Genomic DNA, 21,695 nt, shown 5'->3' with positions numbered 1-21,695 from the left:
GGACGGCGAAACTTCGTCGCGGCGCAGCTTGTGTCTTAGACCCGCCAGCGCCGCCCCGCCGTCTGCACGCCGAACAGCGACGGATTTCTCGCATAGGCGGCCAGCCCTAAAAGCGCCGCCAGCGGATGGGTGATGACATAGACCGGCATGCTGCGCATCAGGGCGCTGTGCGGCGCCTTGTCCTCGAAGGCGGCGCGGAAATTGCCGGTGCGCAGTGCCGGCAGGATTTTTTGCGCGATGCCGCCGGTGAGAAACACGCCGCCGCGGCTCATGAACACTAGAGCGAGATCGCCGGCGGTGCGCCCCAGGCAAGTGACGAAGATCGACAGCGCCTCTTCGGCCACCGGATCGTTCTTTGCCAGCGCCGCGGCGGTGACCTCGGCAGGCGTTGTAAAGGGCGACGGCTTGCCGTCCGCCTTGGCCACCGCCCGGTAGGCATTGACCAGGCCGCGCCCGGACAGGATCTGTTCGCCGGAGATGCGGCCCTCGAGCTTCTCGATATGCGGAAACACCTGGAAATCGCGCGGCGAGCGCGGCCCGATATCCATATGGCCGCCCTCGCCGGGTACCGGTATCCAGTGATGCAGCGCATAAACCAGCCCGGCGACACCGAGCCCGGTTCCCGGGCCGAGCACCACCCTCCCGGAATTCGGTTCCGGCTCGTCGCCGCCGATCTTTTCCATGTGCTCTTCGCCGAGCGCGACGACAGCCAGCGCCTGCGCCTCGAAATCGTTGAGCACCACGACGTCGCTGAGACCGAGACTGGCGAACATCTGTCTCGGCTTGACGATCCATGGACAATTGGTAAGCGGGATCTCGTCGCTTTCGACAGGACCGGCTACCGCCAGCACAGCTGAATTCGGCCGGACCGACGAGCGGTCGAGCACGGCCGACTGGATCGCCTCGTCTATCGTATTGAAGGTGGCGGTCTGGACGATCGTCGGCTCGCCGGCCTCGGAATTCGCGTCGAGCACGATGGAGAAGCGTGCATTGGTGCCGCCTATGTCGCCGATCAGGATCGGAAATCGCAACAGAGTGTCGTCGTCGCTTACGCCTGGCATGCTCTCGTCCGTTCCCGACGCGTATCGCCGTTCTCTCGTTGACTAGCGCATGACCGCAAAAAGGGAAATCGGTTTTCGAAGTGGAGATGCACGGATGCAGACAGCAAACACGCTGCCCGCATCAGTGCCCCGGTCGTGGCCGCGGCAGCGGAATGCCGATCTCGGGGGTCGCCACAAAGGCGTTCGCCGAGGCCGGAAGCGCTGCCGCGCCGGCTGCGACCGTCGGCGGCGGCGAAGGTTCTGCCGCGAGAGCGGGTCCTGCCGCGATCGGTACGCCGTCGCCATAGTAGGTGACTGCTTCGGCCGAGGCCGGAGCCGGCGCGTCGAGCACGAACTGGCATTGTCTGGGCAGGTTCGCCATCGTCATCACGTCGCGTGCCTTCGGCTTGTCCGGGTTCTTGTTGGGGCGCCACGGCCCCTCGGTGAACCACCAGGCCAGCGCCTGGTCGCAGCCATCGCCCGGCGCCGTCGCTTCCTGCGCCTTGCAGTCGGGTGATCCAGCCTGGCAGCCGATGCGAATGTGGAAGTGGTAGTCGTGGCCCCAGAACGGCCTGACCTTGCGCAACCAGCCGCGGTCGCCTTTGACCGTGTCGCAGAGCTTCTTCTTGATCCCTGGATTGACCAGGATGCGCTCGACTTCGGGATAGCTCGCGGCGCGCTTCAACAGCTGCGTATGCATCGGCGTCCACACGCCGTCCTTCACCAAGTGAGTTTTTTCATCGACCATCAAGGTAGCGCTGATGTTTTCGCGCTCTTCGGCCGAGAGCTTGCGGTCGGGCATCGGCGTCAGCCAGATGTCGGCGTCGAGGCCGATCTGGTGGGAGGCATGGCCGGTCAGCATCGGCCCGCCGCGCGGCTGCGAAATGTCGCCGATCAATAGGCCCGGCCAGCCGTCGGCGGCAGCGTCGCGCGACAATTTCTCGATCAGCGCGATCATTGCGGGATGACCCCAGCGGCGGTTGCGCGACGGCCGCATCACCTCCCAGTGCCGGCCGTCCATGGGCAGGGCGACGCCGCCGGAAAAACAGCCTTTGGAGTAGAAGCCGATCGATTGCGCTGCTGCGAGTGCCGGCAGCTTTTTGGCGCCAAACAGGTCTTTTGCCCGTTGCTCGGCGCTCGCCGTCTGCGCTGCAAGCGTCAGGCCGGCGACGGCCAGAGCTGCCGTCAGCAGCAGTGTTTTGCCGGGCAAGGCTCGCTTTAACGTCTTCCCCAAGCTGGACCCCTCCGCGATTTGAACCGCATCATACCACGCCCCGCGCAACGTATCGATCATGACCATTTCATCGGGCTGCGCGCCTCGCCGTCGCGCCAGTCGCCGCTCGCCCACATGGCGTCGAGCGCCGAACGGTAGTCGGGGAAGCGAAACCCATAGCCGGCCGCCTTGATCGCCGCGTTGGCGACACGCTTGTTCTCGCCGTAGAAGGACCGCGCCATGGGCGAAAGTTGGGCGGTCTCGAACGGAATTTCGGGCGGCGGCTCGATGCCCATCAATTGGGCGGCATAGGCGACGACGTCCTGCGGCGGCGCCGGCAGGTCGTCGGTGACGTTGAAGATGCCGCCGCGATTGCCTTCGGCCAGATGCCAGAGCGCGCCGGCAATGTCGTCGCAATGGATGCGGTTGAACACCTGGCCCGGCTTGACCAACCGCCGGGCGGTGCCGTTTTCCAGATTGACCAGGGCGTTGCGGCCTGGCCCATAAATGCCGGAAAGCCGCAGGATCGCCACCGGCCGGCCGACGTCGTGGCCCAGTTTCAGCCAATCCTGCTCGGCGGCAACCCTCATCGCTGATCGCTTCGATACTGGCCGGCATTCGGCGGCCTCGTCCACCCAGTTGCCGCCATGGTCGCCATAGACGCCGACGGTCGAGAGATAGGCGATCCATTCGAGCTCCGGCATGTTGGCCGCGATCTCCTCGCGTGCCGCGCCCAGCACCGGGTCGCCGGCCTCGTCCGGCGCGACCGAGACGACGAGATGGGTTGTCTTCCCAAGGGCATCGCCGATTTCGGAGGTCAGCGTGCCATCGAAACGCAGCGGCACGATACCGGCTTGCCGCAGCGCCGCGAATTTCTCCAGCGACCGTGTTGTACCGAAGATCGTTGTGTCGGCATCCTTGTTGGCGCGGGCGAAGGCCTTGCCCGAATAACCGGCGCCGAAGATGAAAATCTGCTGTTTGGTCATGTATGTGCCTCGATCGGCTTTGGCAGGGCCAGAAGCCATTCGCCTCTCACCGCCTCGTCATCTTCTGCTTGCAAAGCGGCTGCGGCACGTTCGGCAAACTCCCGACCCGGCACAAGCCGCGACAACGCCCATACCGCAGCTCCGCGAACCAGGGGCGAGGCGTCGTCGAGCAGTGCGCGGACGGCGCCCGCAAGCGACAAATCCTGGGAGTTGCCAGCGGCGATCAGCACGTTGCGGATAAAACGGGTGCGGCCGATGCGCTTGACCGGCGAGCCCGAAAAAAGCACGCGGAAGGCAGCGTCGTCGAGGCGCAGCAGCTCGGCGAGCGGCGGTTCGCGCAAGTCCGCGCGGGCGGCAAGCTTTGCCTCCGAAGCGGCTTGGGCGAACTTGTTCCACGGGCACGCGGCCAGGCAGTCGTCGCAGCCATAGATACGATTGCCGATCTTTTCCCGGAACTCATGCGGGATCGGTCCTTTGTTCTCGATGGTGAGGTATGAAATGCAGCGCCGCGCATCGAGCCGGTAAGGCGCCGGAAAGGCGTCCGTCGGGCAAACGTCGAGACAGGCACGGCAGGAGCCGCAATGGTCGTCCTCAGGCGCGTCCGGCACCAGTTCGGCCGTCGTGAAGATGGTGCCGAGGAACAGCCAGGAGCCATGCGTTCGGCTGACCAGGTTGGTGTGCTTGCCTTGCCAGCCGAGGCCCGCCGCCTCGGCCAGCGGCTTTTCCATCACCGGCGCGGTGTCGACAAACACTTTCACGTCCCCGCCGGCGCGCGCCACGATCTTGCCGGCGATCTCCTTCAGCCGGCCTTTCATCACGTCATGATAGTCGCGGTTCTGCGCATAGGCCGAGATCGCGCCGCGGTCGCGCTTTGTCAGGATGTCGCGTGGGTCGTGGTCGGGGCCGTAATTCATCGCCAGCACGATGATCGAGCGGACCTCTGGCCAAAGCGTCGTCGGTTTGCCTCGCCGCTCGAGCGTTTCGGCAATCCAGCCCATCGAGCCGTGAAAGCCGTCGGCAACGAATTCGGCCAGCCGTTCCGGCGCCTGCGGAATCGCATCGGGCGTGGTGACGGCAACGGCGTCGAAGCCGGCATTCCGCGCCTCGCGGTCGATCAGCGCGCGCAGCTTTGCCGTATCAGAAATCGAGGTCCGCATAATGTGACACCGGCGACAGGCCGCGCACCCGGTCGGACAGAAGCGGCCGGAACGAAGGCCGTGATTTCACCCTTGTATACCATTCGCGCGCGGCGCTGTGTTCGCGCCAGTCGATCTCGCCGAGATAGTCGAGCACCGACAGTGCTGCCGCCGCCGCGAGATCAGCATAGGTGACCTTGTTGCCGGCCAGCCAATGACGGGTGCCGGCCAGCCAGTTGGTGTATTTCATGTGCTGGCGGATATTGGCGCGGGCGGCGCGGATCGCCGCCGAATCGGGCGATCCGCCACCTGCCGTTTCCGGCATGACCGGCTTCAGAACGCGTTCGCGCACCAGATGCCGGGTAACCTCGCTTTCCGCCTTGTTGAGGTACCAGTCGGTCAGCCGGCGGATTTCGGCGCGCTCCATCGGATCCTCGGCGAATAGCCGCTTGTCGCGCTTGAGTACGCCGCGCGTCTCGTCGAGATATTCGGCAATGACCACTGCGCCGACGATCGGCACGTCGCCTTCGGCGAGCAGGATCGGCAGCGTGCCGGCCGGGTTCAGCGCCAGGAACTCCTTGCGCCGCGTCCACGGCTTCTCTTCGATCAGCGCCAGTTCCTCGCCATACTCGCCAAAGGCGAGGCGGACGAAGCGGCAGCTGGCGAACATCGGATGGTGGAAAAGCGTCAGCATGGTCCCGCGATAATAGAGCGCACTGGCAAATCGCCGGCTGCGCCGGTAAGTCTTGGCCGCCCGATTCAGCGGGCTGTCAGGGTGCTGCGACCTATAGGGGGAGTTCCGCGCCGTGACAAGCAAGCCCTTTTCTCAAGCCCTCACTCCAACGCCGAGGTTGCCATGGAAAGCCAGACCGTCGTCGAAGCGCTGCTGCTCGGCCTGCTCGAGGGCCTGACCGAGTTCATTCCGGTATCGTCGACCGGTCACATCCTTCTTGCCGGCCATTTCCTCGGCTTTCATTCGACCGGCAAGGCCTTCGAGATCCTGATCCAGCTCGGCGCCATATTGGCGATCCTCAGCGTCTATTTCCGCCGTCTCTGGAAGATGCTGCTCGAGCTGCCATACGATCGGCTGACGCGGCATTTCGTCCTTGGCATTCTCATCGCATTCCTGCCGGCGGCCATTATCGGCGCACTGGCGCATGACTTCATCAAGACGGTGCTGTTCGAATCGCCGCGGCTGATCTGCATCATGCTGATCATCGGCGGTGTCATCCTGCTGCTGGTCGATCGCATGAAGCCGAAGCCGTATTACCACGATGTCGAGCGGTTTCCGACCAGGCTTTATCTGCAGATCGGGCTGTTTCAGTGCTTGTCGCTAATCCCCGGCACGTCGCGCTCGGGCTCGACCATCGTCGGCGCGCTGCTGCTCGGCGTCGACAAACGGGCGGCGGCGGAATTCTCTTTCTTCCTTGCCATCCCGACGATGGTCGGCGCCTTCGCCTTCGACCTGTTCAAGAACCGCAATGTGCTGAGCAGCGCCGACCTGCCCATCATCGCCGTCGGTTTCGTCGCCGCCTTCGTCACGGCATTGATCGTCGTGCGCTTCCTGCTCGACTACGTCTCGCGCCACGGCTATGCGCTGTTCGGCTGGTGGCGGCTGGTCGTCGGCATCGTCGGGCTGGCGGGGCTGGCAATCTGGGGGTGAGCCGGCGCGGATAGCGCAATCCCAGCCGGAACTCTATTCTTGCCCGAAGCCGAGCCATACGATGTTGTGGACGTATGGTTGGCAGGGGGAATGCATGAGCGAAGTTCTTGACGCCCTCGTTATTGGCGCCGGTCCGGCGGGACTCGGCGTCAGTTACTTCTTGAAACGGCAGGGCCGCGACCACCGTGTGCTCGATCGAGGCCGGATCGGCGAGACGTGGCGAACGCAGCGGTGGAACTCGTTTCGACTCAATTCGCCGACCATTCGCTCCATCTTACCCGGTGATTCCTACGAGGGGCCCGAGCCGTGGGGCGCGATAACCCACCACGAATTTGTCGCGTATCTCGAAGGCTATGCCGAGCGGCACCGCCTGCCGGTAAGCACCCAAACTCCGGTGCAAGAGCTGACGAGAGACGACGGGATCTTTCGCATCACCACGACGGACGGGGCATTTCTGGCGCGCAACGTGGTGATCGCCACCGGCGACCAGAATCGGCAGGTCCGGCCAGCAGGGTCGGCGGATTTGCCAACCGCAATTGGCCAAGTCGATTCCTCGGCTTATCGCAACCCGGCCGAGTTCGAGAGTGGCGCGGTGCTGGTGGTCGGCAGCGGCCAGTCGGGCGGCCAGATCGCCGAGGATCTGGCGTTGGCAGGACGTGTGGTCTTTTTGGCGACCAGCCGCAACGGCCGTTGGGTGCGGCGCTACCGCGGGGGCAACATACTTAAATGGCTGACGCTGTCCGGTTTTCTTGACGTTCCGCGCAAGGAACTCGTCCTCCCCTCCGGCAAGCTGCAGGCCCGCGCGCTGGTCGGCGCGACCCATACGATCAGCCTGCAATCGCTGAGCGCGCAGGGCGTGGTGCTGCTCGGCCGCTTCAGGGGTGTGGAGAACGGCAACCTCGTCTTCGGCGACGAGCTCGACGACCATATGCAATTTGCCGACGAAGTCTCCGCGAATGCCAACCGCCTGGTTGACGAGTACATCGAGCGCGCCGGCCTCGATGCGCCACTGGCCGAGGATGATCCAGCCGAGACGATTGAACCGCGCTTGCCCGATCCTCCGATCCGCTCCCTCGACTGGACGGCGAGCGGCATCAGATCAGTGATCTGGTGCACCGGCTTCACCGGCGATTTCTCATGGGTTCGGCTTCCCGGCGCGCTCGATGCAGCCGGCCAGCCCGTCCACGAGGATGGCGTCGGCGCTGTTCCAGGTCTCTTTTTCGCCGGCCTCGATTTCGGATCGACGCGGAAGTCGGGCACCATACCGGCCGTTCCAGAGGAGGCGGCCGCCGTCGTGGAGCGACTTGTCCAAGCGGGAGCCGACTTGCCACGGAACGGCGTCTAAACGAGCCGTCGAACGCGGGTTCTTGAACGTGCAAGAACATGACAGCTCTGGCGCGATCAAGACGACGCACGCTGCCTTTTGTCTAAGCGCACCGACAATTTTCCGTAGTCCATTGGTGCGACAGCCAGAAATCGCCGGCACCTTCGATACGGCGCTCCGATTCGCGGCCGACTGCATCCATTGCCTCCATCAGCGTGCGGAGGCCTTGACCTTGGCTGGTCGTCGTCGTGCTGACAGCACTGGCCATATGGGATGAGCCGGCGCAGTCGTTCGGAATGGTCGCTCTGGAGACGCCAAAGGAGGTGCATCAAGGCGCGCGATCGGTCAGCGCGTTCGCACCTTCCTCCGCGGCGCAATGTGCGCAGCAGTAGATGATGTCATCCTGTTCGACGCCATGTCCGATGATCCGGCATCCGCAATGCGGACATATCGGAGCAAGTTTCTGGACCGCGCATTCGAAGCTGTCGAATGTGTAGGTCTCCTCGGCCATCGTCACGTTGAAAGCCTTGTCGTAGTCATTCCCGCATTGATCGCATCTGGCCATAGTTCTTTTCCTTCTTTCACTGGCTTCAAGCTCGACCAACCTGTCGCGCGGCGATAGGTTCCCGCCAGGATCAGGGGGCCGTCCTAAGCCGGAGACGAGAGCGAGCCTACGCCACGGCGCTGTTCGATCACGCGGATCACCTCGTCAATATCCCGCGGCTCGATGTCGAGTTCCTTCAGGCCAGGCGCGTCGATTGCTGCCACATTGTCCTGACGCATAAGATCGATCTGGTTGCGCGTTATGGGGGCAGCCGGGAGGAGTTCCGCGACGCCAGCCAAGGCGTTCCATACCGCAAACGGCACCGGCATCAGCTTGACGTGCATATCGAGCTGTCGGGCGATCTCCTGAAGCAGTTCCTTATAGGTATAGATACGCGGGCCACCGAATTCGAATATGGATGAACCCTGGGTTCGCCCGTCGATCAGCCGGCTCACTGCTTCTGCGACGTCTGCCACATAGACCGGCTGAAGCCGTGTGCCACCATCGCCGAACAGCGGATAGACCGGCAGGAGGCGTATCATCCTCACAATGGTCGTGAGGAAAGCGTCGTCAGGTCCCGTCATGACGGCGGGACGCACAATGAAAGCGCCGGGAAATGCGCTTTCCACGGCACCTTCTCCGCGCCCACGCGCCCTTATGTAATTCGAAACCGATTGAGGATCGGAGCCGATCCCTGAAATCTGGACGAACTGGTCGATCGCGCGGTCGCGCGACGCGGCAGCGAGATCGGCCGCGGCTTTCACATGCACGCGTTCAAAGGTCTGGACGCCGTGCTCGACGTAAAGACTGACAGCATTCACGACCGCCTGTGATCCGGTAATGGCCGACCCGATCGAGGACGCATCCAATATATCCGCCTCGACTGCTTCGGGCATCCTTGTAATCGAGGAAAAGACCAGGGCCACGCGAGCCGGATGGCGAGATGCGGCGCGCACCGTGAAACCTCTTTCCAGGAGCCGCTTCACGATCCTGCGCCCGAGAAAGCCAGTTCCGCCGAACACGGTGACGATCCGTTCCGGGTTGAGATCGTCGGAATCCATTTGCCTCGCCATCCCTTTGTCCTCGCATAGCTGCCACGAGGACTGCCCTGGCCGGCATTTGAACCAGCCCGTCGAACATCAGGACGATTGAGGAACAACGCAGGAACGCTTTTGTTCCAGTCAGCGCTGGGCGGATGCTTGACAGATCGGCAAACCATGATCTGAACCGCAGGCGCAGCAAAACGGCCCCACTTCGAGAATGGCCTAGTTTCGCCCGTAAAACACATTCTCGACATGCACCGGCCAGCGCCACGGCAGTACTGCCACCATGTCGAAGCGCACCGATAATTTTCCGTAGTCGGATTGGCGCGACAGCCAGAAATCGGCGGCGCCTTCGATGCGGCGCTCCGATTCACGGCCGACGGCTTCCATTGCCTCCATCAGCGTGCGGCGCGCCTTGACCTCGACGATCAGCACCAGATCGCCGCGCCGCGCGATCAGGTCTATTTCGCCGAACCTGGTGCGGTGGCGGCGGGCCAGAATCCGGTAGCCTTTCAGCATCAGCGCCGCCGCCGCCAGCCATTCGCCGTGATGGCCGCGCCGGTAGGCCTTTTGCCGGCCGGCGCTCGGCCGTTCAGCCATCGCCGTCTCCGCCGGCCCCGTCTCTTCCGGCATTCTTGAGGTCGAGCAGCCGACGATAGAGCGCCTGCTTCTGGCCACCCGTCATCTTGGCGGCTTCCGCCGCTGCCTTGGAGGCCGGCATCTCGGCGGCGAGCGAAAGCAGCAGCCGGTCGATGTCTTCTGGCTCATCAGCGACCGCATCGGCCGGGCCGACGCAGATGACGATTTCACCCTTGGGCGTATCGGCTCCCGCATAATGGCTGGCGAGCGATTGCAGGGTGCCGGTCCGCATCTCCTCGAAAGTCTTGGTCAGCTCGCGGCCGATCGCCGCCTTGCGGGCACCGCCCAGCACCTCGACCATGGCACTGAGCGTCTCGGCCAGCCGGCGCGGCGATTCGAAGAAGATCAGCGTTGCCGGCACCGCCTTCAGCGCTTCCAGCCGCGTCACCCGCTGCCCGGTCTTCACCGGCAGGAAGCCGGCAAACAGAAAGGCGTCCGAAGGCAGGCCAGATGCCGTCAAAGCGGCAAGTGGCGCCGACGGTCCGGGGATCGGCACGACACGAATGCCGCGTTCCAGCGCCTCACCGACCAGCCGGTAGCCGGGGTCGGAGATGAGCGGCGTGCCGGCATCCGAGATCACCGCTACGCTTTGGCCGGCCAGCAGCGCCGCGATCAGCTTCGGTCCGGCCTCGCCGGCATTGTGCTCGTGGTAGGCGGTGGTGCGGCGGCGGATGCCGTAGCGGTCGAGCAGCACGCGGCTGACACGTGTGTCCTCGCAAGCGACGATATCGGCGGCGGCGAGCGTTTCCAGCGCGCGCAGCGTGATGTCGGCGAGATTGCCGATAGGCGTCGCCACCAGGTAGAGCGCCGGCTCGAGCGGCCGGGCGGCGATTTCGGTCTGCCCGACCACATAACTGCGTTTGGCCGATTCGCCGGTCACCTGCACAACTCCGTTCGACCCTGTTTGGCACGGCTCACGCTTGGTTGCAAAAGCCTGGGTTGCAAAGGCCTTGGTTCCAAAGGGATGCCGACGTGAACCGGCCGCCATGCCTTCGCCACAGTAGGGAACGAAACCGTTGCCGGCGAATTTTACCCCTGATCTCGGGAGGAGCAGGATGAACAGCCTGACGATACAGGACGTTTTCGAACCCTACTATGCCGGCCGCAAACGCTTCGCCGCGCCATGCGACAAGAGCCGGCCTGCCGACGCCGCAGATGGCAGAGCCAAGAAGCCGCTTGCACGCCAGCGATCGGCAGAGAGCAAGCCCGCAAACGAAACCGACCGCACGATGGAGCACTGACCGGACGATGCCCAATCGCTTCGACATTTTCATCACCCGCCTCGAAACAAAAAGCGCCCGCGATGGCGCAGCGTCACATTCCACAGACGACCAGCACCACGCCTCACGCGACAAAAGCGAGATCAAGCCGGCCCGTTCCGGAGAGACCAGCGAAAAAGATCGCGCCAAACACCGCCACAAGCACGAGGCTTGACCCCGCAAACCTTAGCGATCGGTCGAGACAGTTCTCGAAGCGCGGTTGCGAATGCTCCGCGATGTATCATTCAACCCAGATACTTCGAGACACGCGCCTCCAGCAGGCCCACCAGAGCCGGGTCCATGAATGCATAGTCGTCGGGAATATCGAGGCAGATTACTCGAGCCTTTTTCAGGCTTGTCTTGAATTTCTGCTGCAGTTTGGCGCGGTGCGTTTTTCCCATCACGAAGATGATGTCGGCCCAGGCGACGAGTTCATGCGTCAACGGAATGTCGGCATCGTGATTAGTGCCGGCCGAAGCGACCTCGATGTCCCGCCGCTTGGAAAACACCTGCTCCGCCGTCGGGCTGCGCAAGCGATTCTGGCTGCAGACGAAGAGAACGTTCTTCAACGTGCTATCTGGCCAAATCCGCCACGACCGCATCGAGCACGATCATGCCGGCCGGCGTGGCGCGCAGGCGGGCATTGCCGATCGGCGCCACCAGGCCTTCGTCCTGCAGCACCGACAGCCGTGCCGTCGACAGGCCGCGCCCTGAAAATGCCTCGTAGCGGGAAAGGTCGATGCCTTCCGCCAGCCTCAGCCCCATCAGCAGGAACTCGTCGGCCTCTTCCGACCGCGTCAGGACCTCGCCGCCGGTAATGCCATGGCCCTTGGCCTCGACCAGATTGGCCCAGGTCTCCGGCATTTTCTCGGCGATCGTCACCACGCGGCGGCCATTTTCGACGAACCGGCCATGCGCGCCGGGACCGACGCCGACATATTCGCCATAACGCCAGTAGGTGAGATTGTGCCGGCTTTCGGCGCCGGGCCTGGCGTGGTTGGAAATCTCGTAGGCCGGCAGTCCGCGCGCGGTGGTGATCTCCTGCGTCAACGCGTAGAGATCGGCGGCAAGCTCATTGTCTGGAATGATGAATTTCCTTGCCGCATGCAGTGCATGGAACGGCGTGCCTTCCTCGATGGTCAGCTGATAGAGCGACAGATGGTCTGCGGCGTGGCCGATCGCCTGCTCGAGCTCCGCCTGCCACGCTTCCGGCGTCTGACCGGGCCGCGCGTAGATCAGGTCGAACGACAGCCGTGGGAATATCTCGCGCGCCAGGCCGATCGCATGCAGTGCCTCATCGACATTGTGCAAACGGCCGAGGAAGCGCAGATCCTTGTCGTGCAGCGCCTGCACGCCAAGCGATACCCGGTTGACGCCGGCCGCGCGATAGCCGCGAAAGCGCTCGGCCTCAACGGAGGAGGGATTGGCCTCCAGCGTCACCTCGATGCCATCAGGCACCGTCCAGTTCTTCGCCACTGCATCCAGCACCGCCGCCACGGTCTGCGGTTTCATCAGCGATGGCGTGCCGCCGCCAAGAAAGATACTGGTCACCTCGCGCGGCCCAGTGCGGCCGCGCATCGTCGCCAGCTCGGTCTCGAAGGCGCGGGCAAAACGCTCCTGGTCGACCGGCTGGTGGCGGACATGGCTGTTGAAGTCGCAATAGGGGCATTTGGCCGCGCAGAATGGCCAGTGGACATAGACGCCGAAACCGGGGCTGCGGTCGAGCAGCATGGTCATGCGCCGGCCAATCGGGCTTGCGCGAATTTCTGGAAGGCGCGGGCACGGTGCGACAATGCGGTTGGCTGGCCGGGCTTCCAGCCATGCTTTTCCTCCGCGCTCATCTCGCCGAAGGTCTTTTCGAACCCATCGGGCAAGAACACCGGATCGTAGCCGAAGCCGAGCTCGCCGCGCGGCGGCCATACCAGCGTGCCCTCGACCTCACCGCGAAAATATTCCGCCTGGCCATCGGGGAAGGCCAGGCAGATGACCGCGACAAAGCGGCCCTTGCGCTGGGCAGGCGTGATCGCGCCAACTTCTTGCAAGGCCACTTCCGTGCGCTGCATGGCCATGCCGAAGTCGCGGGAGCCGTCCGGCGTCTCGGCCCAGTTGGCGGTGTAGACGCCGGGTGCGCCGTCGAGCGCATCGACACACAGGCCGGAATCGTCCGACAGCGCCGGCAATCCAGTGGCCTTGGCGGCGGCCAAGGCTTTTATGAGGGCGTTCTGCTCGAAAGTGGTGCCGGTCTCGTCCGGCTCCGGCAAGCCGTATTCCTTTGCAGACTTCGCTTCTATGCCGAATGGCGCCATCAGATCGGCGAATTCCCGCAATTTACCGGCGTTATGGCTGGCGACGACGATCTTGTGCCCGTCAAGCGAATGAACAGTTGGCGAATGCATCAGATGCCCCAGATTCTTGGCTCGGCGAATTCGATCGAATTGCCCGATGGGTCGCGAATATAGATCGAGCGGCCGCCCTGCGGCCATTCGAACTCGCTTTCGATGGCGATTTTCTTCGCCTCAAGATGCGCTTTCCAGCGTGGGATTTCATCCGCGCTTGCGGCGAAGCAAAGATGGCCCTGGCCGACCGCGCCATGCGGCGGTACTTTGAGCTTGGCGTCGGCCGGCGGCGGCACTTTGGTCGCCTCGGCATTGAACATAAGCAGCACGCTGTCGCCGCAGCGGAAGAAGAGATGCCTGCCATCGACCTTGCCGAGCAGATCGAGCCCGAGCACGCCCGAATAGAACCGTTCCGCGGCAGCAAGGTCCGTCACGTAGAGTGCTGATTCCAGGATTGCAGAAGGAGTCACAGGATCGCCAATCTCATCAATATTGACCGCAGCTAAGCCACCGCCATTTGCTGCAAGCTGACCAGGCGCTGAATACCTTTCTTGGCGAGCCCCATCAGCGCCGCGAACTGCTCTTCCGAGAACGGCTCGCCCTCGGCCGTGCCTTGGATCTCGACGATGCCGCCCTTGCCGGTCATGACGAAATTGGCGTCGGTGCCGGCCGAGGAATCCTCGATATAGTCGAGGTCGATGACCGGCTGGCCATCATGGATGCCGCAGGAGATCGCCGCAACGTGATCCTTCAGCACCTTGCCCAGGCTCGCCATCTGGCGGGTTTCCATCCAGCGCAGGCAGTCGTAGAGCGCCACCCAGCCGCCGGTGATCGAAGCGGTGCGCGTGCCGCCGTCGGCCTGGATCACGTCGCAGTCGACGGTGATCTGCTGCTCGCCGAGCGCCTGCAGATCGACCACGGCGCGCAGGGAGCGGCCGATCAGCCGCTGGATTTCCAGCGTGCGGCCGCCTTGTTTGCCGGCCGAAGCCTCGCGGCGCATGCGCTCGCCGGTCGAACGCGGCAGCATGCCGTATTCCGCCGTCACCCAGCCCTTGCCGGAGTTGCGCATCCAGCCCGGCACCTTTTCCTCCAGGCTGGCCGTACACAGCACATGCGTGTCGCCGAACTTCACCAGGCACGAGCCTTCCGCATGCTTGGAGACGCCGCGCTCGAAGGAGATGGGGCGCATTTCGTCGAATTGGCGTTTGGAAGGGCGCATTCAGGCTTCTTTCTTTCTTCGGAATCTTGGCCGGGGAATCTTGGCCGGCTTGTAGCCGCACGGGGCGTGAGGCGCAAAGGAAAATGGACCGGTTGCGCCGACACCGCGGAAGTCTATATCTTCGGGGCGGAGGTTTTTGGCTCGAAATGACAAAGGCAGTCGATCCCGGTTTGCAGTCGCACGTGCTCCCGTCGCACGCGCTGCAATCGCCCGCGCTTCAATCGCTCGACATGCGTTCGCGCGACATCTTCCGGCGCATCGTCGATTCCTATCTGAGGGATGGCGAGCCGGTCGGTTCGCGCAGCCTGTCGCGCATCCTGCCGTCGTCGCTGTCGCCGGCCACCATCCGCAACGTGATGAGCGACCTTGAGCATCTCGGCCTGATCTATGCGCCGCACATTTCGGCTGGCCGGCTGCCGACCCAGGCAGGCCTGCGCTTCTTCGTCGATGCTTTCATGGAACTTGGTGACCTCTCCGACGAGGAGCGCCGCACCATCGAGGCCCAGGTGCGCGCCTCCGGCTCGGGCGCGACGCTGGAGCATATGCTGACCGAGGCCAGCCAGATGCTGTCCGGCATGTCGCGCGGCGCCGGCCTCGTGCTCGCCGCCAAGAATGAGGTGGCGCTTAAGCACATCGAATTCATCCAGCTCGAGCCGACCAAGGCGCTGGCAGTGCTGGTCTCGCAGAACGGCGACGTCGAAAATCGCGTCATCGATCTGCCCGCCGGCATCACCATCTCGCAATTGCACGAAGCCTCCAACTTCCTCAACGCCCATATCCGCGGTCGCACCCTGGCCGAGGCGCGGGTCGAGATCGCCCGCATCAAGGAAGAGACCAGGGCAGCCCTCGACACGCTGTCGCAGGATCTGGTCGAGAAGGGCCTGGCGGTCTGGGCAGGCGCTGAAAGCGGCGTGCCTGGGCGGCTTATCGTGCGCGGCCGCGCCAATCTCCTCGAAAACGTCACTGCCCAGGCCGACATAGAATTGCTGCGGCATCTGTTTGAGGATCTGGAGACGCAGGATGGGCTGATCCAGCTTCTCGACCTCGCCGAGGCAGGCCCAGGCGTGCGCATATTCATCGGTTCGGAAAACAAGCTGTTTTCGCTGTCTGGCTCCTCGCTGGTGGTGGCACCCTATCGCGACAAGGACGCGCGCGTCGTCGGTGCGCTCGGCGTCATCGGGCCGACGCGGCTGAATTATGCGCGCATAGTACCGATGGTCGACTATACCGCGCAGCTGATTTCGCGCATGCTGAGCTAGGAGCCGCCGCGGGCCTGCCGCAAGGAGGAGAAAAGAATGGCGCTGGAATCGTTCAAGGCCCAGATCAGTCTGCTGCTCGAAGAAATGATCAACCAGCCAGAGGATCAGCACGAGGTGCAAGAGCAGTTGCGCGAGAAGCTGCAAGAGATGCGGGCGATGGGTTTGCCGCTGCCGGCCGATCTGGTCGCGCTGGAAAAGCGCCTCGACGACGACTTTTACGCCTCTGGCAACTGAACGGGTTCGGCTTCAAATCCTCGTGTGCTGGACGGCCGCTTGGAACGATCAATACCTGATGCCGTTTGCCCTGTTCGAGGCGAATCCCGGAGGACGTTGATGATCCGATCTGGCGGCTTTGCGGCCGTTGCCGCTGCCCTCCTTGTTGCGACACCGGCAGCCGCCCAGCAGGCGGACCAGAATGTGCTCAAAGGCGAAGCCGCGTTTGGCGATTGGCACGCCGACAGGCCTGGCGTCCGACGCCTGATTGGGCCGCGAGACATGCCGGCAGCCGACCCCGCCCAATCCGCTTCGAACGGCGCCGGCGTGGCGGAACGGCCCGAAAGCGCCAAGCCAGAATTGCCGTCGGGCTTTTCGGCTGAAATGATCGCATCCGGCATCGTCAATCCACGTGTCGTGCGCGTCGCTCCGAATGGCGACCTGTTTGTTGCCAACAGCCATGCCGACCAAATACGCGTCTATCGTCTCGCCGAGGGCAGCGCCAAGCCCATCGAGAAAGCGATCTTCGCCAAGGGGCTCAATTATCCCTACGGCATCGCCTTCTATCCGCCAGGAGACAAACCGCAATGGGTTTATGTCGCGAACAGCGACAGCATCGTCCGCTTCCCCTATCGCGATGGCGACCTGAAGACATCCGGCAAACCAGAAACCATTGTCGCCCAAATCCCGTCGGGTGGTCACACGACCCGCGACATCGCCTTCTCGCAGGACGGCAAAACGCTTTATTTGTCGGTTGGCTCCGCCTCGAACGTCGCCGAGGATATAGGCAAGGAGCCGGATAGCGGCCTCGACGCCTGGGCCAAATCAAAGCCGCTCGGGGCGGCCTGGGGCTCCGAGGACGGCCGTGCCGATGTGCTCGCCTTTGACCCGGATGGGAAAAATCCCCGAACTGTCGCCACCGGCCTGCGCAACTGTACGGGCATGACCGTGCAGCCCGCCACCGGCGCATTGTGGTGCGTCGTCAATGAGCGCGACGAACTCGGCGACAATGTGCCGTTCGAATTTGCAACAGCGGTCAAGGACGGCGGATTCTATGGTTGGCCTTGGTACTACATCGGCAATAACGAGGATCCGCGCCATCAGGGCGAGCGGCCAGACCTCGCCGGCAAGGCCACTGTCCCCGATGTATTGATGCAGGCGCATTCGGCGCCGATGAATATAGCCTTCTACGACGGCAAGAACTTCCCGGCGGATTACCAGGGTGACGCCTTCGTCACCATGCATGGTTCGTGGAACCGTGGCGCCAGGACCGGCTACAAGGTGGTGAGGCTCAAATTCAGGGATGGCAAGCCGACAGGCGAATATGAGGACTTCATGACCGGCTTCGTCATCTCGAACGACGCCGTCTGGGGCCGCCCGGTCGGTGTCGCGATGGCCAGGGACGGCTCGCTGATCGTCACCGAGGACGGCAACGGCACCATCTGGCGCATTACCTACGAAGACGGCCGCTCCTGAACGGCGGTGTCGCCTGCTGCGCTGGCGCAATCGAATCCGGGCCGAGGGAATTCACCCAACGTCAACATTGTGCGACAAGCGCGAATCATGACACTCACCGGATTTCTCGCCTATAGCGCCGCCCTCGGCATCGCCGCGGCCATCCCCGGCCCCGGCGTCACCGCGCTCGTTGCGCGTGCGCTGGGTTCCGGCTTCCGCTCGTCGCTGGCCATGTCGTTCGGGCTGATGCTCGGCGACCTGACCTATCTCACTGCCGTGGTGCTCGGCCTGGCTTTCGTCGCACAAACTTTCGGCATAGTCTTCCTGGCCATCAAATGGCTGGGCGTCGCCTACCTCGCCTTTCTTGGCTGGCGTTTCTGGACGAGCGGCATCACGCCGGAGGCGGTGGAGGCGAAGAAAGGCAAGGGTGGCTTGGCATCCAGCTTTGTAGCCGGCCTTGCCGTCACGCTCGGCAATCCGAAGACGATGATCTTCTATCTTGCCATCACCCCGACCATCGTCGATCTGAAGACGATCACGCTGGCCGATTACGGCATCCTCGTCGCGCTCACCATCGTCGTCCTGCTCGTGGTGCTGGTGCCCTATCTGGCGCTGGCGGCCAAGGCGCGCTGGTTCCTGAAGTCGCCGCGGGCGCTGAGGGTACTCAACCGCACCGCCGCGGGCTTCATGGTCGGTGCGGCGGCGGCAATTGCCGCCCGCCAATAGATCTCTTTCGCCAATCCGCCCAAGGATTGCCACGCCTTGCAAGGGCGGGGGTACTCAGCACGAACTTCACTCGGATATTTTTCGGTCGACAGCCTATCTTGCGCGGCGGATGGCTCTATCCTAGGCCCCGCCCGACTCTTGCCGCTTGACCTCTGGGAGGAAATCAATGAACAAGCCCGCCACCCCCGCACACGTGCCCGGCCGCGGCCGCATCTACAATTCGATCACCGAGACGATCGGCGACACGCCGTTGGTGCGGCTCGACAAATTCGCCAGGGAGAAGGGTGTCGTCGCCAATCTCCTGGCCAAGCTGGAATTCTTCAATCCGATCGCCTCGGTCAAGGACCGCATCGGCGTGTCGATGATCGAGGCGCTGGAGGCTTCGGGGAGGATCACACCCGGCAAAACCACGCTGATCGAGCCGACCTCGGGCAATACCGGCATTGCCCTCGCCTTTGCCGCCGCTGCCAAGGGCTACAAGCTGATCCTGACCATGCCGGAAACCATGTCGGTCGAGCGCCGCAAGATGCTGGCGCTGCTCGGTGCCGAACTGGTGCTGACCGAAGGGCCGAAAGGCATGAAAGGCGCCATCGCCAAGGCCGACGAGCTGGCGGCAACGCTGCCCGACGCCGTCATCCCGCAACAATTCGAGAACCCTGCCAATCCGGAAATCCATCGCCGCACCACGGCCGAGGAAATCTGGAACGACACCCATGGCGAAGTCGATATCTTCGTTGCCGGCATCGGGACCGGCGGCACCATCACCGGCGTCGGCCAGGTGCTGAAGAAGCGTAAGCCCTCGGTGCATGTCGTCGCCGTCGAACCGGAAGCCTCGCCGGTGCTGTCGGGCGGCCAGCCAGGCCCGCACAAGATCCAGGGCATTGGCGCCGGCTTCGCGCCAAAAATCCTCGACACGACGATCTATGACGAGATCGTCAAGGTCTCGAACGAGGATTCGGTTGCCAATGCACGGCTCGTCGCTCGGCTCGAAGGTGTGCCGGTCGGCATCTCGTCGGGGGCCGCCCTGCAAGCGGCGATCGTCGTCGGCTCGCGGCCCGAGAACAAGGGCAAGAACCTCGTCGTCGTCATCCCCTCCTTCGCCGAGCGCTATCTCTCGACGATCCTGTTCGAGGGATTGGGCGCTTAGACACGAGCGTTTTTGACCGGTCAGTAGCGATCCTTCGCGATGCCCCTCCGACATCAAATGCTCTGTATCACGCGTCGGCATGGACCGCTGAAAAACCACCTGTGGCGGGCGTCGTTCGCTTGAGCGGCGGGTCACTTCCGTATCAATCGTCGCTGCCCGGCAGGTGGAGGACCTTATGTACAAGCTCTATACGCGTGCCAATACTGGCGGCTTTGTCGTCGAGGCGGCGCTCGCTTTGGCGGGCGTGCCTTTCGACCAGATCGACGTTCCGAAGGGCCGACCCGACCAGGCCTTTCTTGATATCAGCCCCTTGAACCAGGTGCCGGTCCTGATCTTGCCGGACGGACGCTCGATGACCGAATCGGCGGCGATCTGCATCCTGCTGGCCGAGCGCCACCCCGAAGCAGGACTGGCGCCCGCAGCAAGTTCGGCTGACCGTGCCGACTTCCTGCGCTGGATGTTTTTCATGTCCTCCGTCATCTATTCGGCTGACCTGCGGTTCTTCTACGCTCATCGCTACACGACCGATCCCCGCGGCGTGGACGCTGTCAAACAGGCGGCGGTCTCGGAAATGGATCGCAGCTTCGCCATTCTCGATGCCGCCCTCGCAGGCCATGACTGGCTGGCCGGCGACCGGCTCTCGCTGGCCGACATCTATCTCGTCATGTTGGTGGCCTGGCATCCGGAGGTCGCGAAGGTTCCAACCGCTTGGCCGAATATCGAACGCCTGTGGGCCAATTTGCGGGAACATCGGGTGATAAAGAGGCTGAATGCTTCCCACGACATGTGGCCGGCCTAAGCACTCCGCCTTGTCTCAGTGTCTTTCCGCGCGGCCGAGCCCTGCCCGTCGTTCCTGCAGGAACCGGCGCACGGCCGGATCGCGTTCGAGGCCGATAGCCCGGTCATAGGCCTCGCTCGCTTGTGGAACTTTGCCGAGTCTGGCCAGCAGGCCCGCGCGGGCGGCCCAGTAAGGTTGATAGTCATACAGCCGCTTGTCGTCGCCAAGCTCATCAAGTGCACTCAATCCTGCCGAAGCGCCTTCGGCCTCGGCAATAGCCACCGCGCGGTTGATCGAAACCACCGGCGAGCCGGCAATCACCGACAGCGCGTCATAGAGCTCCTTGATCGCGACCCAGTCGGTACAACCGGTCAGCCGTCGTGTCGTATGGGCGGACTGCACGGCGGCCTCGAGTTGGTAGCGGCCGACAACGCTCTTGGCCGCGGCGTGCCTGAGCAGCGTCTCCGCTTCATCGATCATTGTATCGTCCCACAGTACAAGATCCTGCTCGGCCAGCGGTACATAATCGCCCGCCGCGTTGCGCCGCGCTGCACGCCGCGCCTCGGCGAACAGCATCAGCGCCAGCAGGCCGAGCGCTTCCGGTTCGTCTGGCATTAACGTGGCCAGCAGACGGCCGAGCCAGATGCCTTCGGTCGCGAGATTGCGGCGCCGCGTTTCGGTGCCGGCCGGGTCGGACCAGCCTTCGGCAAATGCCGCGTAGATCGCTTCCAGAACGGTGCCCAGCCGCTCGCCGAGCTCGGCCCGCTCCGGCACGCGGAACGGAATGCCTGTCTCGCGTATTCGCGTCTTGGCGCGCACCAGGCGCTGGCTCATCGTGGCTGGCGAGACAAGAAAAGCCGAGGCGATGGTCGCTGCGTCGAAGCCCAGGACCGTCTGCAGGATCAGCGGTGCTCGCACGCCGGCCTCAATCGCGGGATGGGCGCAGGCAAACATGAGCCTGAGCCGCTCGTCCGGCAGGTCTTCCTCGGCCATGCGCGCCTCCATCTCCTCGGCGATCAGTCTGAGGTGGTCGCGGCCCGCCTCGCGTGTCAGCCGCCGTCTGACCGCGTCGACACGGCGCTTGCGTGCCACCGCCAGCAGCCAGGCTTCCGGCTTGTCGGGCACGCCGGCCTGTGGCCAACGCTCGAGCGCCGCTGCAAAGGCATCGGCCAATGCGTCCTCGGCAGCGGCCACGTCGCGCGTGCGTGCGGCGAGATAGGCGACCAGCTTGCCATAGCTTTGCCGGGCGGCCGCTTCCGCCGCCGCCCGCGCAGTATCGGGCAATTCCGGCATCACATGGTGAGTTCCCAGATCGGCCGCACCTCTACCGTGCCGGTGCTGGCGCCCGGGCAGCGCGCCGCCCAGGCAATGGCGGCGTCGACGTCCTCCGCTTCGATCATATAGAAGCCGGCAAGCTGCTCCTTGGTGTCGGCATAGGGGCCGTCGAGCACGTTGGTCTTGCCATTGGCCATCCGCACCGAGGTAGCGGATTGCGTCGGCTTCAGCCGGTCGCCGGCGAGCCAGGCGCCGGATTTCTTCAACGCTTCGGTGTAGGCGACGTACGCGCTCGACATCTGTGTCACCGCATCTGCTGGCGCGGCTGCCATCCCCGCTTCGTTTCCATAGATCAAAAGCATGTATCGCATGGTCTTCTCCCGTTTCTCGAAGGCCGCATCGTTGCGAGCCGGACTTATGTCGCGCGGCCCTGCCGGATT

Annotated in this window: 26 protein-coding genes; 10 read left to right on the top strand and 16 right to left on the bottom strand. The window is 63.8% G+C overall.

Translation table 11 applies throughout. The annotated features are described in order from the left end of the window. Positions 1-35 precede the first annotated feature (35 nt). The 5 genes from NKJ23_RS27620 to NKJ23_RS27600 all read right to left on the bottom strand — a co-directional run bounded on the left by NKJ23_RS27620 (position 36) and on the right by NKJ23_RS27600 (position 5,069). Positions 36-1,061 (bottom strand): glucokinase, encoded by a 1,026-nt coding sequence (locus NKJ23_RS27620; protein WP_352683719.1) that lies wholly within the window; start codon positions 1,059-1,061, stop codon positions 36-38. A 121-nt stretch (positions 1,062-1,182) separates the two neighbouring features. Then, positions 1,183-2,274: a penicillin-insensitive murein endopeptidase gene (mepA, locus tag NKJ23_RS27615; protein WP_502902575.1), complete on the bottom strand. Its 1,092-nt coding sequence runs from the start codon at positions 2,272-2,274 to the stop codon at positions 1,183-1,185. Between the two features lie 56 nt (positions 2,275-2,330). Continuing rightward, on the bottom strand, positions 2,331-3,239 hold the full coding sequence (locus tag NKJ23_RS27610; RefSeq protein WP_352683715.1) for an SDR family oxidoreductase: 909 nt from the start codon (positions 3,237-3,239) through the stop codon (positions 2,331-2,333). Beyond that, a complete protein-coding gene (queG, locus tag NKJ23_RS27605; protein ID WP_352683713.1) occupies positions 3,236-4,396 on the bottom strand; it encodes a tRNA epoxyqueuosine(34) reductase QueG in 1,161 nt (386 codons plus the stop codon). Before queG ends, NKJ23_RS27610 begins: the two co-directional genes overlap by 4 nt. Further along, positions 4,377-5,069 carry a glutathione S-transferase family protein gene (locus tag NKJ23_RS27600; protein ID WP_023678968.1) on the bottom strand — a complete coding sequence of 231 codons (693 nt, stop codon included), beginning with the start codon at positions 5,067-5,069 and terminating at the stop codon, positions 4,377-4,379. Before NKJ23_RS27600 ends, queG begins: the two co-directional genes overlap by 20 nt. Before the next feature lie 162 nt (positions 5,070-5,231). Here NKJ23_RS27600 and NKJ23_RS27595 point away from each other — a divergent pair, with 162 nt between their 5' ends. Continuing rightward, positions 5,232-6,038, top strand: a complete 807-nt coding sequence (locus NKJ23_RS27595; RefSeq protein WP_023678969.1) for an undecaprenyl-diphosphate phosphatase — start codon at positions 5,232-5,234, stop codon at positions 6,036-6,038. 94 nt (positions 6,039-6,132) lie between these two features. Continuing rightward, the gene (locus tag NKJ23_RS27590) at positions 6,133-7,383 is read left to right on the top strand and encodes a flavin-containing monooxygenase (protein ID WP_352683711.1); all 1,251 of its coding nucleotides are present in this window, start codon (positions 6,133-6,135) and stop codon (positions 7,381-7,383) included. A gap of 307 nt (positions 7,384-7,690) precedes the next feature. Here NKJ23_RS27590 and NKJ23_RS27585 read toward each other — a convergent pair whose 3' ends face one another. The 4 genes from NKJ23_RS27585 to rsmI form a co-directional block, all read right to left on the bottom strand. After that, entirely contained in the window at positions 7,691-7,927 is a 237-nt protein-coding gene (locus NKJ23_RS27585) for a metallothionein (RefSeq protein WP_352683709.1), read from the bottom strand. An 83-nt stretch (positions 7,928-8,010) separates the two neighbouring features. Further along, on the bottom strand, positions 8,011-8,979 hold the full coding sequence (locus NKJ23_RS27580; RefSeq protein WP_352683707.1) for a complex I NDUFA9 subunit family protein: 969 nt from the start codon (positions 8,977-8,979) through the stop codon (positions 8,011-8,013). A gap of 192 nt (positions 8,980-9,171) precedes the next feature. Next, on the bottom strand, positions 9,172-9,549 hold the full coding sequence (locus NKJ23_RS27575) for a YraN family protein (RefSeq protein ID WP_352683706.1): 378 nt from the start codon (positions 9,547-9,549) through the stop codon (positions 9,172-9,174). Next, the gene (gene rsmI / locus NKJ23_RS27570) at positions 9,542-10,468 is read right to left on the bottom strand and encodes a 16S rRNA (cytidine(1402)-2'-O)-methyltransferase (RefSeq protein WP_352683704.1); all 927 of its coding nucleotides are present in this window, start codon (positions 10,466-10,468) and stop codon (positions 9,542-9,544) included. Before rsmI ends, NKJ23_RS27575 begins: the two co-directional genes overlap by 8 nt. A gap of 175 nt (positions 10,469-10,643) precedes the next feature. Here rsmI and NKJ23_RS27565 point away from each other — a divergent pair, with 175 nt between their 5' ends. Together NKJ23_RS27565 and NKJ23_RS27560 are read left to right on the top strand one after the other, a co-directional pair. Continuing rightward, the gene (locus NKJ23_RS27565; RefSeq protein ID WP_352683702.1) at positions 10,644-10,829 is read left to right on the top strand and encodes a hypothetical protein; all 186 of its coding nucleotides are present in this window, start codon (positions 10,644-10,646) and stop codon (positions 10,827-10,829) included. A 7-nt stretch (positions 10,830-10,836) separates the two neighbouring features. Beyond that, complete coding sequence (locus NKJ23_RS27560; protein WP_023678976.1) at positions 10,837-11,022, top strand: hypothetical protein; 186 nt, start codon at positions 10,837-10,839, stop codon at positions 11,020-11,022. Positions 11,023-11,092: 70 nt separating this feature from the next. Here the strand turns inward: NKJ23_RS27560 and NKJ23_RS27555 are convergent, their stop codons facing one another. From NKJ23_RS27555 to rph, 5 genes are read right to left on the bottom strand one after another with little or no spacing between them, the layout of a single operon-like run. Further along, positions 11,093-11,416 (bottom strand): low molecular weight protein tyrosine phosphatase family protein, encoded by a 324-nt coding sequence (locus tag NKJ23_RS27555; RefSeq protein ID WP_352683700.1) that lies wholly within the window; start codon positions 11,414-11,416, stop codon positions 11,093-11,095. Positions 11,417-11,420: 4 nt separating this feature from the next. Further along, positions 11,421-12,584, bottom strand: coding sequence for a radical SAM family heme chaperone HemW (gene hemW / locus NKJ23_RS27550; RefSeq protein ID WP_352683698.1), 1,164 nt, complete (start codon positions 12,582-12,584; stop codon positions 11,421-11,423). Next, positions 12,581-13,243 carry an RdgB/HAM1 family non-canonical purine NTP pyrophosphatase gene (gene rdgB, locus NKJ23_RS27545; protein ID WP_352683697.1) on the bottom strand — a complete coding sequence of 221 codons (663 nt, stop codon included), beginning with the start codon at positions 13,241-13,243 and terminating at the stop codon, positions 12,581-12,583. Before rdgB ends, hemW begins: the two co-directional genes overlap by 4 nt. Beyond that, a complete protein-coding gene (locus NKJ23_RS27540; RefSeq protein WP_023678980.1) occupies positions 13,243-13,653 on the bottom strand; it encodes a VOC family protein in 411 nt (136 codons plus the stop codon). Before NKJ23_RS27540 ends, rdgB begins: the two co-directional genes overlap by 1 nt. Positions 13,654-13,685: 32 nt before the next feature. After that, complete coding sequence (gene rph, locus NKJ23_RS27535) at positions 13,686-14,402, bottom strand: ribonuclease PH (RefSeq protein WP_023678981.1); 717 nt, start codon at positions 14,400-14,402, stop codon at positions 13,686-13,688. A gap of 146 nt (positions 14,403-14,548) precedes the next feature. On the opposite strand from rph, the gene hrcA reads away from it, so the two are divergent. The 6 genes from hrcA (at position 14,549) to NKJ23_RS27505 (ending at position 20,001) form a co-directional block, all read left to right on the top strand. Beyond that, a complete protein-coding gene (gene hrcA / locus NKJ23_RS27530) occupies positions 14,549-15,661 on the top strand; it encodes a heat-inducible transcriptional repressor HrcA (RefSeq protein WP_036239090.1) in 1,113 nt (370 codons plus the stop codon). 36 nt (positions 15,662-15,697) lie between these two features. Next, complete coding sequence (locus NKJ23_RS27525; protein WP_023678983.1) at positions 15,698-15,895, top strand: hypothetical protein; 198 nt, start codon at positions 15,698-15,700, stop codon at positions 15,893-15,895. A gap of 99 nt (positions 15,896-15,994) precedes the next feature. After that, positions 15,995-17,350: a PQQ-dependent sugar dehydrogenase gene (locus NKJ23_RS27520; RefSeq protein ID WP_352683695.1), complete on the top strand. Its 1,356-nt coding sequence runs from the start codon at positions 15,995-15,997 to the stop codon at positions 17,348-17,350. Between the two features lie 87 nt (positions 17,351-17,437). Continuing rightward, on the top strand, positions 17,438-18,055 hold the full coding sequence (locus NKJ23_RS27515; protein ID WP_352683692.1) for a LysE family translocator: 618 nt from the start codon (positions 17,438-17,440) through the stop codon (positions 18,053-18,055). Between the two features lie 166 nt (positions 18,056-18,221). Further along, complete coding sequence (gene cysK, locus NKJ23_RS27510; RefSeq protein ID WP_352683689.1) at positions 18,222-19,202, top strand: cysteine synthase A; 981 nt, start codon at positions 18,222-18,224, stop codon at positions 19,200-19,202. A 175-nt stretch (positions 19,203-19,377) separates the two neighbouring features. Then, the gene (locus tag NKJ23_RS27505; protein WP_352683687.1) at positions 19,378-20,001 is read left to right on the top strand and encodes a glutathione S-transferase family protein; all 624 of its coding nucleotides are present in this window, start codon (positions 19,378-19,380) and stop codon (positions 19,999-20,001) included. Positions 20,002-20,016: 15 nt separating this feature from the next. On the opposite strand, the gene NKJ23_RS27500 is transcribed toward NKJ23_RS27505, so the two are convergent. Beyond that, positions 20,017-21,273, bottom strand: coding sequence for an RNA polymerase sigma factor (locus tag NKJ23_RS27500; RefSeq protein WP_352683685.1), 1,257 nt, complete (start codon positions 21,271-21,273; stop codon positions 20,017-20,019). Continuing rightward, positions 21,273-21,626 (bottom strand): YciI family protein, encoded by a 354-nt coding sequence (locus NKJ23_RS27495; RefSeq protein ID WP_023718846.1) that lies wholly within the window; start codon positions 21,624-21,626, stop codon positions 21,273-21,275. Before NKJ23_RS27495 ends, NKJ23_RS27500 begins: the two co-directional genes overlap by 1 nt. Positions 21,627-21,695: the final 69 nt, after the last annotated feature.

Source organism: Mesorhizobium sp. M0184 (assembly GCF_040322215.1).
Taxonomy (GTDB): domain Bacteria; phylum Pseudomonadota; class Alphaproteobacteria; order Rhizobiales; family Rhizobiaceae; genus Mesorhizobium.
Note: the sequence above shows the minus strand (reverse complement) of the source record. Positions and strands in the feature narration are given on the sequence as shown.